Origin of the sequence: Rhodanobacter denitrificans (assembly GCF_003335105.1) — a bacterium.
GTDB lineage: Bacteria > Pseudomonadota > Gammaproteobacteria > Xanthomonadales > Rhodanobacteraceae > Rhodanobacter > Rhodanobacter denitrificans_A.
Window position 1 is genome coordinate 250,095 of sequence record NZ_QFWQ01000004.1, and the last position, 11,909, is coordinate 262,003.

The following is an 11,909-nucleotide window of genomic DNA, read 5'->3' on the forward strand; positions in this document are numbered from 1 at the left end:
GCAGCCTCAGCGGTATTGTTGGTGGCAGCTCTTGCAGGTCTCGCCGACCGGCTTGATCGCCGCGGCCAGCGCCTCGCAGGTGGCCGGTGCGGCCTGCACCGCCTGCTGCAGGTGATCCTGCAACTGGGTGGCATCGTCGGTGAAGGCCTTCTCGTCGATCCCGAACACCGGCGTGATATCGCCGGCGGTGGACTGCAGGCGGGCCAGGTGGTGCTGGACCTTGACCGGGTCGCACTGCTTTGCCTTGATCGCGTTCTTCAGTTCGCCCAGGTGGTAGCCCATCGTCTCCATCACGGCCTTCGGCATCGGATTGCGCGCGGCCAGCGCATTCATCACGTTGGCCGTGCCGATCACGCCGATCACCAGGCCGAGCAGGATCATCAGGGCTACGCGCATCGGGACGGTTCCATGAGAAGGGAAGCCCGCAGGATAACCCGCGCCGGTGCACGGCATCCATGCAGGCACGATAAAATGGCGCATTTGCATCGCAGGATCCGCCGGTGACCCACGCAGACATAACCACGCACCCGCTCGGCGGCGCCGCGAGCGGGACGACCTTTCCGGCTGAGCGCTTCGCCGGCGTCGAACGCCTGTACGGCACCGGCAGCGTGGCGAGGCTGTCGCGCGCGCACGTCTGCGTGGTCGGCATCGGCGGCGTCGGTTCGTGGGCGGTCGAGGCGCTGGCGCGCAGCGGCGTGGGTCGGCTCACCCTGATCGACGCGGACGAGGTCTGCGTATCCAACACCAATCGCCAACTGCACGCGCTCGACGGCGAGTACGGCAAGTCGAAGGTGGGCGTGATGGCGGAGCGTGCGCACGCGATCAATCCGACGATTCGGCTGGAGGCGGTCGAACGTTTCCTCACCCCGTCCTCGCTGGACGAACTGCTCGATCGCGGCTACGACGTGGTGCTGGATGCCTGCGACGCGTTCCGGGTGAAGCTGGAGACGATCGCCTGGTGCCGCCGACGCAAGCTGCCGATCGTCAGCGTGGGCTCGGCCGGCGGACGCACCGACCCCACACAGATCCGCGTGCGCGACCTGTCGCGCACCGAACACGACGCGATGTTCAGCCTGATCCGCAAGAAGCTCCGCGCCGACTTCAACTTCCCGCGCAACCCGGACCGCTACTTCGGCGTGTCGGCCGTCTATTCGCTGCAGAACGTGCAGTACCCGCAACCGGACGGCACGGTGTGCGGCACCCGCCCGCCCGGCGGCGACGCGATGAACCTGGCCTGCGGCGGCGGCCTGGGCGCCGCCACCCATGTCACCGGGGCGTTCGCCTTCGCGGCCGTGGGCAAGGTGCTGGAGAAGCTGCTGGGGTGACTGGGCACGGGAGCGGCCGCTCCCGTGCCCGCATGTCGAGACCACCGAGGTCTGGTCAATCTCGCCGCATGATTCTGATGCCGGGGTGGCGATCAGCTCTACAAATTGCCGGGCTTGTGGTCCGGCGGGTTGTCATCAGGGGTCTTGTCCGTGGCTTCCTTGCCCTCGCTGGCGGGAACCGGAATCAGGGCGCCCACCGAGGTGGTGCCGATCGGATCCGTCTTGAATTTCGGGTCGTAAGGGTTGTCGCTTTCGCGGAACTGCCGATAGGCCACCACGCCATTCATGTCATGCCCGCTGGTGATCTCGAAGCCCGAACTGTCCGTATGCAAAGGTGCGCCCGTCGTACCCTTGCCTGTCCTGGGAGCCGAGGGGCCGCCTTTGGAGCCCACCGCCAGCGGCCCGGCCATGCTGCCGGTGCGTGAGCCGGTGATGCCTGCGCGCACCTGGGCCCAGCGCACCTTGGCTCGATGCAGGGCGGTGGCGTCGCCGTAGGTCGGCTTGAGCTGGTTCCACAGGGTGTTGACCTGGGCGAACTCGGCATCGCTCAGCGGCGTGATCATCAGGTCGCGCGCCGCGACGTAATCTGGTGTGTTGCGCTCTGCCGCCAGAACCATCCATGCAGCGCCCAATGGGCGATCCACCGGCACGCCCTGGCCGCGGTAATACATCACCCCGAGATTGTATTCGGCCGGCTTGTAGGCCCATGACGCGGCGATCTTGTACATGTCGATCGCATGGCGGTAGTTCTTCTGCTCGAAGGCGCGGGCGGCGATCCCGAAAAAGTACACCCCCGGCCTGGCGTCGCTTTCGGGGTTGGTGAAATCCTCGTTCGACGAGGCGCCGAAGGTGGGGTCGCTGTCGTACGAGGGCGCCGTGGTGGACGGGACAAAGGCTGGGGAAGCCGGAACGCCCGTGGCCGGCGCGGCTGGTGTGCCACTTTGCCCCCAGGCCGGCAGCGCCATGGCGAGAGCCAGGCCAGCAAGCATCCATGCGCAGGTGCCAGAAACATGTTCCGTGACCATGAGCGATCTCCTTTCACCGGGCTAGTGACCGTGGGATATACGCCCTGGGCGATGGGTCATGCAAGCCCGGCCGATGTCGTGCCGACTCGCCATCTGTTTGCCGGAGCGTCCCGCGATCGAACTCCACATGACGTGTCCCGGAGCTTGCGATGATCGCGGTGCACCCCGTGACCGCGCACATCTCACTCATCCGTACTCTCCAGCGCCCTCACCAACCCATGTAATGCCCGCCGTTGATCGCCAGGTTGGCGCCGGTAATCCAGCAGGTCTGCTCGCCGGTGAAGAAAGCCACCGCGTAGGCGATCTCCTCCGGCTTGCCCAGCCGGCCGACCGGGATCTGCGCCACGATCTTCTCGCGCACTTCCTCCGGCACCGCCATCACCATGTCGGTGCCGACGTAGCCGGGCGAGACGGTGTTCACGGTGATGCCGAACTTCGCGTTCTCCTGCGCCAGCGAGATGGTGAAGCCGTGCATGCCGGCCTTGGCTGCGGCGTAGTTGGCCTGGCCGTATTGACCCTTCTGGCCGTTGATCGAGCTGATCTGCACGATGCGGCCCCATTTGCGCGTGCGCATGCCCTCGATCACCGGGCGGGTGACGTTGAAGCAGGCGTTGAGGTTGGTGTTGATCACGTCCGTCCACTGCTGATAGTTCATCTTGTGGAAGGTGGTGTCGCGGGTGATGCCGGCGTTGTTGACCAGGATGTCGACCGGGCCGCACTTCTCCTCGATCGCGCGGATCATCGCCTCGCAGGCGACGGGATCGGAGACGTCGCCGGGCACCATGCACACCTCGATGCCATCCGCCGCCATGGCCTTGCGCCAGGCTTCGGCCTTGCCTGGGTCGCGGTAATTGGTGGCAACCCGATGCCCCTGCCCGGCAAGGTAGCGGATGATCGCGCTGCCGATGCCGCCGGTGCCGCCTGTGACCAATGCCGTGCGCTGCGTCATGTCCTTGGAACTCCTGTGCGGATGAAGCGGGGGCTGTCGCGCCGGAGCATGGCGGGGGCATGTTTCATGCCGTTGTCACGGGACGCCGGTGCGTTCGGCATTTATAGCGTTTCAGGCGAAGGAGTGACCGCTGCAATGCGGCAAATCCGCCGGATCGAAGCCCGCCAGCGCTTGCGCCAGCAGATCGCAGGCATCCGCTGCCATGGCCGGCGCCGGCACCCGCAGGAACGCCAGCGCCCGCCGCAGTGCCGGCAGCGGATCGGCGGGGTCGACCGGAAACGCCCGCTCGGACTTCGACAGCTTGCGTCCCTCCGCATCCAGCACCAGTGGCAGGTGGCGATAAGCCGGAGTGGGCAGGCCGAGGCAGCGCTGCAGCCAGATCTGCCGCGCGGTGGAGTCGAGCAGGTCCAGCCCGCGCACCACCTCGGTGATGCCCTGGAAGGCGTCGTCCACCACGCAGGCGAGCTGGTAGGAATAGAGGCCTTCGACCCGGCGGACCACGAAGTCGCCCACCTCGTCGCGCAGGTTCTGCCGCTGCGGACCCTGCAGCGCGTCGTCGAAGGCGATGGCGATGTCCGGCACGCGCAATCGCCAGGCTGGCGACTGGCCCGCCTGCGGCAGTGCGACGCAGCGGCCGTCGCGATGGATGCCGCCGGCGCCGGCCAGCTCGCTTCGGCTGCACCAGCAGGGGAACACCTGGCCGGCCTCGCGCAGCTGTTCGAACGCCGCGTCGTAGGCGGCGAGGCGCTGCGACTGGAACAGTGCCGGCGCGTCGGCGAGCAGCCCGAACGCCGGCAGGGCGGCGAGGATGCTGGCGGCCGAGCCGGGAACCTCGCGCGGCGGGTCGATGTCTTCCACCCGCAGCAGCCACTTGCCACCGGCGTGCCGCGCGCACAGCCAGCTGCCCACCGCGGCGACCAGCGAGCCGAAGTGCAGGTGTCCGGTGGGCGAGGGGGCGAAGCGGCCGCGGTAGCTCATCGGCGCATTCTAGGATAGCGGCGCGCGGTCGGTCGCCGCCCGGGCAACCCTTGAAAGCCGTCGCTTGCGCCCCGAATCTTGAGCCACGGTTTTTACGTTTCCTTCATGACTGCCATAGAGAGACAGCCATGCGTCGCATCGCATTGTTCATCGGTACCAACCTTGCCGTCCTGCTCCTGCTGAGCATCGTCTGCCACCTGTTCGGCATCGACCAGATGGCCGCCGCCCGCGGCTACGGCGGCATGGGCGGCCTGCTGGCCTACGCCGCCGTGTTCGGCATGGGCGGCGCGTTCATTTCGCTGGCGATGTCCAAGTGGATGGCCAAGATGTCCACCGGCGCGCGGGTGATCGAGCAGCCGCAGGACGAGACCGAGCGCTGGCTGGTCGACACCGTGCGCCGCCATGCGCAGAACGCCGGCATCGGCATGCCCGAAGTGGCCATCTACGATGCGCCAGAGATGAACGCGTTCGCCACCGGCATGACGAAGAACAGCTCGCTGGTGGCGGTCAGCTCCGGCCTGCTGCAGCAGATGAACCGCGACCAGGTCAGCGCCGTGTTAGGCCATGAGATCGGCCACGTGGCGAACGGCGACATGGTGACGCTGACCCTGATCCAGGGCGTATTGAACACGCTGGTGATCCTGGCTGCGCGCATCGTGGGCCGGCTGGTCGACAGCTGGATGTCGGGCGGCCGCGACAACCGCGAAGGCGGCACCGGCATCGGCTATTTCGTGACGGTGATGGTGCTGCAGCTGGTGTTCGGCCTGTTCGCCTCGATCATCGTGGCCGCGTTCTCGCGCTGGCGCGAGTTCCGCGCCGACGCGGCGGGCGCCCAGTTCGCCGGCCGCGGTGCGATGATCTCGGCGCTGCAGCGGCTGCAGGCCAACCACGGCGAGAACACGCTGCCGCAGACGATCGCCGCGTTCGGCATCTCCGGCCCGCTGGCCGATGGCTTCAGGCGGCTGTTCATGAGCCATCCGCCGCTGGAGGAGCGCATCGCCGCGCTGCAGAACCCCACGGTGCAACGCTGATCCTTTTCCGCGCAGCCGCCGATGCGGCGGCCGTCATTTCCAGCCCCACGCAACAACGGAACATCCACGCATGAACGCACCCGCCGAAACCCGCAAGTTCGAAGCCGAAGTCGCCCAGGTGCTGCACCTGGTCACCCACTCGCTGTATTCGCACAAGGAGATCTTCCTGCGCGAACTGATCTCCAACGCCTCCGACGCCTGCGACAAGCTGCGCTTCGAGTCGATCGCCAAGCCTGAGTTGTCGGCTGGCGACAGCGAGCTGCACATCGACGTGAGCTGGGATCCGGATGCGCGCACCGTCACCGTGCGCGACAACGGCATCGGCATGAGCCGCGACGAGATCGTGGCGAACATCGGCACCATCGCCAGCTCCGGCACGCGCCGTTTCCTGGAGGCAATGTCGGGCGAACAGAAGGCCGACGCGCGGCTGATCGGCCAGTTCGGCGTGGGCTTCTATTCCGCCTTCGTGGTGGCCGACAAGGTCACCGTGCTCAGCCGCCGCGCCGATGCGCCGGCGGCCGAGGGCGTGAAGTGGGAAAGCGACGGCAAGGGCGAATACTCCCTGGAGCCGGTCGAGCTGGCCGGACGCGGCACGTCCGTCATCCTGCACCTGAAGGCCGACGAGGACGAGTTCCTCAGCCGCTGGCAGCTGCGCGCGCTGATTACCCGCTACTCCGACCACGTGGCGTTTCCGATCCGCATGCCGACCGAGAAGGACGGCAAGCCGACCGACGAGTTCGAGACCATCAACGCCGCCTCGGCGTTGTGGGCCAAGCCGAAGTCCGAGATCTCCGACGCGGACTACCAGAGCTTCTACAAGTCGCTCGGCCACGACTTCAACGACGCGCTGGCCTGGACGCACAACCGCGTCGAGGGCAGCCAGAGCTTCACCACCCTGCTGTACATCCCGTCGCAGCCGCCGTTCGACCTGATGATGGGCGGCCGGGACGAGCGCAAGGGGCTGAAGCTCTACATCAAGCGTGTCTTCATCATGGACGCGGCCGAGGAACTGCTGCCGAACTACCTGCGCTTCGTGCGCGGAGTGGTCGATGCCGACGACCTGCCGCTCAACGTCAGCCGCGAAATCCTGCAACACAACCGACAGCTCGAGCGAATCAAGGCCGCCTGCGTCAAGCGCGTGCTCGACCTGATCGAGAAGCTGGCGAAGGACGAGCCGGAAAAGTTCGCCACCTTCTACAAGGCGTTCGGCAACACGCTGAAGGAAGGCATCAGCGAGGACGCCAACAACCGCGAGCGCATCGCCAAGCTGCTACGTTTCGCCAGCACCAAGGGCGAAGGCACCGTGCAGAACGTCTCGCTGGACGACTACATCGGGCGCATGGCCGTCGGCCAGGATGCCATCTGGTACATCACCGCCGACAGCTACGCCGCCGCCGCCGGCAGCCCGCAGCTTGAGGCGTTCAAGGCCAAGGGCATCGAAGTGCTCCTGATGTCCGACCGCATCGACGAATGGATGATCGGCAGCTTGAGCGAGTACGAAGGCAAGAAGCTCAAGAGCGTGGCCAAGGGCGAGGTGCCGCTGGACGAAGCCGACAAGAAGAAGCAGGAAGAGGCGACCAGGGAAGCCGGGCCGTTGCTGAAGAAGCTCAAGGAATTGCTCGGCGATCGCGTGGGCGAGGTGAAGGTTTCCGCCCGCCTGACCGACTCGCCCTCATGCCTGGCCCTTTCCGATTACGAGATGGCGCCGCATCTGGCGCGCCTGCTGCGCGAAGCGGGGCAGGACATGCCGGAGTCGAAGCCGACGCTGGAGATCAACCCGCAGCATGCGCTGGTCAAGCGCGTCGAGAGCGAAACCGACGAAGGCAAGGCGCGTGATCTAGCGATGTTGCTGCTGGAACAGGCGGAGATTTCCGCCGGGGCGCAGTTGCCGGATCCGGCGGCGTTCGTGCAGCGGATGAATCGAGTGTTGATGGGGTGAGGCGCTGGGCGCTTTGCTGATGTGAAAAGGCCGCCAATGGGCGGCCTTTTCTGTGCTGCTATTCCCGACTACTCGTCACTCCATCCATCAATGTTCGTCTTTTCGGCGAAGGCCGGAATCGCGTCATCTCCCCCACACCGTCATTCCGGCGAAGGCCGGAATCGCACTTGCCGTTGTCGTTCGTGGCCAAGAGTTTTCGTCCGCCTTCGGAGCCCGAGGCACTTATCCCTTGCGTGGCCAAGGGCTATGCGGAGAGCATCTTTCGAGTAAACAGCTCACGATGGTGCGCAAGGAACGACGCCTGCTCCGGCCGGAACCGATCAACGCGTTTATCCGGGTCGATAGACCACTTATCGAGCACCTCACGCGAAAGCGAAGGATGCACGCGCATCTGACCGTCATCTTCAAAAGTGATGAATTGCTCGTCGAACAACGCATCGACGTGCGGTGAGAGCATCAGGCCGTTGTAGCCACTGAGGCGTTCGGGATTGGAGGCTTCGCGCCAGGGTTTTATGTGGCTGGCGATCAGCAGGCGGGTGTCGGTGACGCCGGTGACCCGGCATGCCGGGTCGAGCAGGATGACCTGTTTGCGGAAGAAACCCTGGCCAACGCGAGCCCGGGTGAGCTGCAGACGTTGCGTCTTCGGGATCGATGCGTCCGTCTCGATGCGGTGGATGTCATCGAGCACTTGAGCGTTGGGCTCGTGGTCGATCAGATAGGTTGGTGGTTGATCGAGTTCTCGTACTTGTCGAATGTCCAGCAGCGCCATCAATACGTGGCCGAGCGCATTGGAGATGCCGGCCAGATAACAACCTTGATTGCCATTCCCATTTTTCTGTAGAGGTGAGTTGCGTTTCGGGAGCATCGGGCCGATGGCTTGAATGTGCTCCTTGGGCTGCAACGGACGGTGCGCAGCTTTGAATTCGACTTCCACCAGCCAGCCTTCATGAGCCCAATAGTCACCCACGTTGCCGAATTCGATTGGCTTGGGGCTCGGTGATGCGGCGACGGTTACGCGACCCACGGCGCCCATGCGGCCGTTCGCATATGAGAACACGACGTCGCCCGGTCGAACGAGCTTCATGTTCTCGTAGGTTTGGTTGAATGCGCCATTGGTGTTGCGGCAAGGCGACCACAGATAGCCGCCACGAACCTCGTGGTCGCGCGTCTGTTTGTGGTTGACCCCCCAGTAAGCCATCGAGTACTCCCGTCGGCCAGGTTAATGGAAAACCTGTCGAATCGGGCACCCATTCACGATACGCGCAAAAACCGCTACCGCAGCGGCATTTCCTTCGTGGTCTTCTCCAGAATCTTCATCGACTCGGCGTTCCGCTTTTTCCACTCGCGCAGCTCCGCATCGTTTTGCGATTCGCTTGCGTAGATCGTCGGCTGAGCGTGAGGAGTGGACGCCGCAGAGGGACGAGGTATGTAGGCTGGTTCCGGCCTATACGTGGCTTGGGTGTCGATAGATACTGCGACTGGCGGTGGCACGGTCGTGGTGGAAGGCGACAGCGCCGCGATCAGCAGCAGGCTCGCGACCATGCTTCCGCACAAAGCCAGCGGTGTATCCAGCGGGCTCGTGGCGCGCGCCCTGGTTTTTTGCAGCGAACGCACGGTGGCGATCAGCTCCCCGCCGTGGATCAGTTCGATCGGTTTGCCGTGGGCGAAACGCCGTGCTTCGCTGGTGTAGTAGCCGAGGGCGACGATCTTCACCGCGGCGGCTTTGTGATGCAGCAGCAGGCCGTACATCTCGCGCACGACTTTGACGCCTACCTGCCAGTTCTGCCATTGCTTGCATTGCACCAGAGTGGTCTTGCCGTTCTTGCGCAGGATCAGGTCGATGCCGCCGTCGGCGCCGCCGAGGCCGGTTTCTGCGACGGCGTAGCCCTGGCGGCGGAAGGCTTCGCCGGCGAGTTGCTCGAACTGGCGCCAGCTCATCCGGCGCAGGCTGTCGATGCCGGTCTGGCTGTCGAGCAGCTGTCGCCGGCGGCCGCGACCGATGAAGGAGGCGAGGGCGGCGAGCCAGCAGCCGATCAACAGCATCCAGGCGAGCGGTGCGTAGGCGCCAGCCGCCGACATCCGGCCGATGCCGGCGAGGACGGGGCTGTGGCTGGACGCGAGGTACCAGCCGATGCCATGTCGTATCGCGACATACCCGATCAGGCCGATCAGGATGCCGAGCCACCATGGCATGGCCGCGATTTGTTCGAAGCCGCTTGTCGTGCGTTTCGCCATTTCACTCCCCCTGAGTGCTCCCTGGCGCGGCCACCGTACTGCAAACTAGCGCGCGGGAAAAACCTGCTGGCCACGTTGGAGCATCGGCCTGCAACAATTTGACCCTTGCGCTTGAAGCAAAGACTCCCAAGCGCAAGGCTTCGCGCGCGTGGAAAAAGCGCCTCGCCTGCAGGACGCGCAGGTCGACCATCGGGTGACCCTGTCCAAACAAGCGGCCCCTCGCTGGCGACGGGCACGCTTCGCGTCGCTTCAGTGGCCGGATGTGGGGGCACGCGCCGGCGCGGGGCTGCTGCGGGCCTGGATGGTCGGCATGGGTACGGCCCGGTAGCCCTGGTTGTTCCAGTTCCGGTTCATGTCGCGGTCGTTGTCGAAACGGAGCCGCGTCCCGCGGTTGTAGGCGTTCCCGCTGGCGAGCGCCAGCCGGTGGCCGTCGATGTGCACCCAGTACCAGGAACCGGAAGGTACCGGGGAGCTGGACACGTAGGCGAACTGGGCGTCGTAGTTGCCCTCCTGGCGAGGCGTTACCCGCAGGGCCAGGTTGGCGATGAACTGGCTGGCCACTGGGCGGCCGTGTTCGGTGGCCGGCTTGCTGATCAGTTCATCCAGATTCTCGCGCAGCAACCGGTTGAGCCGCGGCGAAAGCTCCGTGGCCGGCGATACGTCGGTGACCTTGCCCTGCGCGTTCACCTGCACCAGCACCGGCAGGACCTTGGGCGTGAATGCGTTGAGCGAGCCCGAATCGGCCATCGCGCCGCCGGTGGCGGCCGACAATATCCCGGAAAGCATCAGTACGTGGAACCGTTTCACAAGGCCTCCTTGGCACTGCCAGGTGCTCATCGCGGGCCCCTGCACGGTGCCCGCTTCTTCAGCTCTTCCGACTCTCCTCCCGCGGCGCCGCGCAGTCAAATGGAATCAGGGCGGCCCGCGAACGCGCCGTTGCCGGAGGCAAAAGCAGGCACTTGAAGACCAGCTCGCGTGCCGTGCCCGGCCGATCGTATGGAGCCGCCGGGCGCTCCCCGAGGCGGCCTGATCCTCGGCTACGGAGGCGCGAACATGCACGAGATCCGCGAAGGCGTGCGCCGGCTCGGCCTGTGCATCTGACGCGTCGGCCGGCTATGTGGCCGGCGAGAGCTTCAGCACTGTGTGCGGCCGCCGGCCAGCTGCTTGCATGGATGGAAGATGGGTTCGTCCGATGACGGCGGGTGATGGTCGTGATCGTCGTCGCGATCCCGGTCGCGATGGCGATCCCGGTACGGCGGGGGGCCCCAGTAGACCGGCGGGGCGTTGTAGACCGGCTGGCTCAGCTGGTTCTGGTAGTCCGCATTCTGTTGGCGCAAGGCCTCGTTCTCGGCATGCAGCCGGTCGCGCTCGGCCGCCTGGTCGCTCAGCGACTGCTGCCGGGCCTCCTCGGCGCGCTGCTGCGCCGCGTAGGCATCGTCGGCGTCACGCTGGGCCTTTTCGTCCATCGCCTGCTGGCGTGCGTCGAGGCGCTGCTGGTAGAGTGCTTCGAGATGGCGTGAATCCGCATAGCGCTTCGCCAGCTCGTCCTGGCCCAGACGCAGGTAGCGGTCGATGACTTCGGTGTCGTCCGCCTGGTGCAGCAGCTCGCCGCTGCCGTGTGGGCACGGGTGGTCGGTATAGGCGATCTGGCCGCCCTGGGTGCATTTGTAGATGTTCTGCGCGCCGACCGGCGCCGCCGCGGCCAGCAGCAGGACGGCGGCGTACAGGAGCGGTATTCCACCCGGCGGGATTCTCATCCTGGCGTCCATCCGGCAGTGACGTTGCATGCAGCCGTAGTGTCGTCGCAGCGGCGTTACGATTCGCTGAACATGCCGGGCTCTGGCTTCCGTGCCGGCTTCAGGTGGAGGCAGGTGCGTTGCCGGCGCGGCGCCACGTGCGTAGTCCGATCGCCGCCAGCACGATGAAGCCGGCGTACAGCGCCGCGGTGATCAGCAGCGACTTGTAGACGTACTCGCCGATGTAGATCGCGTCCACCGCGATCCACAGCCACCAGGCGGCGATGTGCCGGCGTGCCTGCCACCATTGCGCGACCAGGCTGAAGGCGGTGAGCGCGGCGTCCAGCCAAGGCAGGGCGGCGTTGGTGCGGTAGTGCATGAACGCGCCCAGCGCCAGCGCGCCGAGCACGCCCAGTGCGATGTGCGCCACCGCCTGTCGGCGCGGCAGCGCAGCCACCCGCACGCGGCCGTCGTCGCCCAGGTGCTGCAGCCAGCGCACCCAGCCGTAGCCGATCAATATCGCGAATGCCAGCTGCAGCAATGCGTCGGAATACAGCTTCGCATCGACGAACACCCAGGCGTAGACCAGCACCGACACCAGCCCCACCGGCCAGCACCACGGCCGCCGGCGTGCGGTGAGCCAGACGCCCCAGGCGCTCAGCAGCGCGGCAATGAGTTCGATCCAGCCCAT

At 66.0% G+C, this 11,909-nt stretch carries 12 protein-coding genes; 3 read left to right on the forward strand and 9 right to left on the reverse strand.

The genetic code is table 11. The features are described from left to right. Positions 1–6: 6 nt before the first annotated feature. Positions 7–396 carry a cytochrome c gene (locus DEO45_RS06965; protein WP_114341720.1) on the reverse strand — a complete coding sequence of 130 codons (390 nt, stop codon included), beginning with the start codon at positions 394–396 and terminating at the stop codon, positions 7–9. 119 nt (positions 397–515) lie between these two features. On the opposite strand from DEO45_RS06965, the gene DEO45_RS06970 reads away from it, so the two are divergent. Continuing rightward, entirely contained in the window at positions 516–1,325 is an 810-nt protein-coding gene (locus DEO45_RS06970) for a tRNA threonylcarbamoyladenosine dehydratase (protein WP_114341900.1), read from the forward strand. A gap of 98 nt (positions 1,326–1,423) precedes the next feature. On the opposite strand, the gene DEO45_RS06975 is transcribed toward DEO45_RS06970, so the two are convergent. The 3 genes from DEO45_RS06975 to gluQRS all read right to left on the reverse strand — a co-directional run bounded on the left by DEO45_RS06975 (position 1,424) and on the right by gluQRS (position 4,277). Further along, entirely contained in the window at positions 1,424–2,350 is a 927-nt protein-coding gene (locus DEO45_RS06975) for a tetratricopeptide repeat protein (protein WP_114341723.1), read from the reverse strand. Between the two features lie 208 nt (positions 2,351–2,558). Further along, positions 2,559–3,299 carry an acetoacetyl-CoA reductase gene (gene phbB, locus DEO45_RS06980; RefSeq protein ID WP_114341725.1) on the reverse strand — a complete coding sequence of 247 codons (741 nt, stop codon included), beginning with the start codon at positions 3,297–3,299 and terminating at the stop codon, positions 2,559–2,561. Between the two features lie 111 nt (positions 3,300–3,410). Continuing rightward, positions 3,411–4,277, reverse strand: coding sequence for a tRNA glutamyl-Q(34) synthetase GluQRS (gene gluQRS, locus DEO45_RS06985; RefSeq protein ID WP_114341727.1), 867 nt, complete (start codon positions 4,275–4,277; stop codon positions 3,411–3,413). A 128-nt stretch (positions 4,278–4,405) separates the two neighbouring features. Between gluQRS and htpX the strand changes: the two genes are divergently transcribed. Beyond that, the gene (gene htpX, locus DEO45_RS06990) at positions 4,406–5,308 is read left to right on the forward strand and encodes a protease HtpX (protein ID WP_114341730.1); all 903 of its coding nucleotides are present in this window, start codon (positions 4,406–4,408) and stop codon (positions 5,306–5,308) included. A 70-nt stretch (positions 5,309–5,378) separates the two neighbouring features. Beyond that, positions 5,379–7,247, forward strand: a complete 1,869-nt coding sequence (gene htpG, locus DEO45_RS06995; protein ID WP_114341733.1) for a molecular chaperone HtpG — start codon at positions 5,379–5,381, stop codon at positions 7,245–7,247. Positions 7,248–7,491: 244 nt separating this feature from the next. On the opposite strand, the gene DEO45_RS07000 is transcribed toward htpG, so the two are convergent. The 5 genes from DEO45_RS07000 to pnuC form a co-directional block, all read right to left on the reverse strand. Next, positions 7,492–8,445 (reverse strand): HNH endonuclease, encoded by a 954-nt coding sequence (locus DEO45_RS07000; RefSeq protein ID WP_114341735.1) that lies wholly within the window; start codon positions 8,443–8,445, stop codon positions 7,492–7,494. A 74-nt stretch (positions 8,446–8,519) separates the two neighbouring features. Further along, on the reverse strand, positions 8,520–9,482 hold the full coding sequence (locus DEO45_RS07005) for a restriction endonuclease (RefSeq protein ID WP_114341738.1): 963 nt from the start codon (positions 9,480–9,482) through the stop codon (positions 8,520–8,522). Positions 9,483–9,731: 249 nt separating this feature from the next. Next, complete coding sequence (locus tag DEO45_RS07010; protein ID WP_114341740.1) at positions 9,732–10,289, reverse strand: hypothetical protein; 558 nt, start codon at positions 10,287–10,289, stop codon at positions 9,732–9,734. Positions 10,290–10,615: 326 nt separating this feature from the next. Further along, complete coding sequence (locus DEO45_RS07015) at positions 10,616–11,239, reverse strand: DUF4124 domain-containing protein (RefSeq protein ID WP_189339691.1); 624 nt, start codon at positions 11,237–11,239, stop codon at positions 10,616–10,618. Between the two features lie 100 nt (positions 11,240–11,339). Continuing rightward, positions 11,340–11,909 carry a nicotinamide riboside transporter PnuC gene (gene pnuC, locus DEO45_RS07020; RefSeq protein WP_114341743.1) on the reverse strand — a complete coding sequence of 190 codons (570 nt, stop codon included), beginning with the start codon at positions 11,907–11,909 and terminating at the stop codon, positions 11,340–11,342.

Excerpts from the sequence above, each read along its gene's own strand:
- DEO45_RS06965 (WP_114341720.1), bottom strand. The coding sequence starts at position 396 with ATGCGCGTAGCCCTGATGATCCTGCTCGGCCTGGTGATCGGCGTGATC.
- DEO45_RS06975 (WP_114341723.1), bottom strand. The coding sequence starts at position 2,350 with ATGGTCACGGAACATGTTTCTGGCACCTGCGCATGGATGCTTGCTGGC.
- phbB (WP_114341725.1), bottom strand. The coding sequence starts at position 3,299 with ATGACGCAGCGCACGGCATTGGTCACAGGCGGCACCGGCGGCATCGGC.
- gluQRS (WP_114341727.1), bottom strand. The coding sequence starts at position 4,277 with ATGAGCTACCGCGGCCGCTTCGCCCCCTCGCCCACCGGACACCTGCAC.
- htpX (WP_114341730.1), top strand. The coding sequence starts at position 4,406 with ATGCGTCGCATCGCATTGTTCATCGGTACCAACCTTGCCGTCCTGCTC.
- htpG (WP_114341733.1), top strand. The coding sequence starts at position 5,379 with ATGAACGCACCCGCCGAAACCCGCAAGTTCGAAGCCGAAGTCGCCCAG.
- DEO45_RS07000 (WP_114341735.1), bottom strand. The coding sequence starts at position 8,445 with ATGGCTTACTGGGGGGTCAACCACAAACAGACGCGCGACCACGAGGTT.
- DEO45_RS07005 (WP_114341738.1), bottom strand. The coding sequence starts at position 9,482 with ATGGCGAAACGCACGACAAGCGGCTTCGAACAAATCGCGGCCATGCCA.
- DEO45_RS07015 (WP_189339691.1), bottom strand. The coding sequence starts at position 11,239 with ATGAGAATCCCGCCGGGTGGAATACCGCTCCTGTACGCCGCCGTCCTG.
- pnuC (WP_114341743.1), bottom strand. The coding sequence starts at position 11,909 with ATGGGCTGGATCGAACTCATTGCCGCGCTGCTGAGCGCCTGGGGCGTC.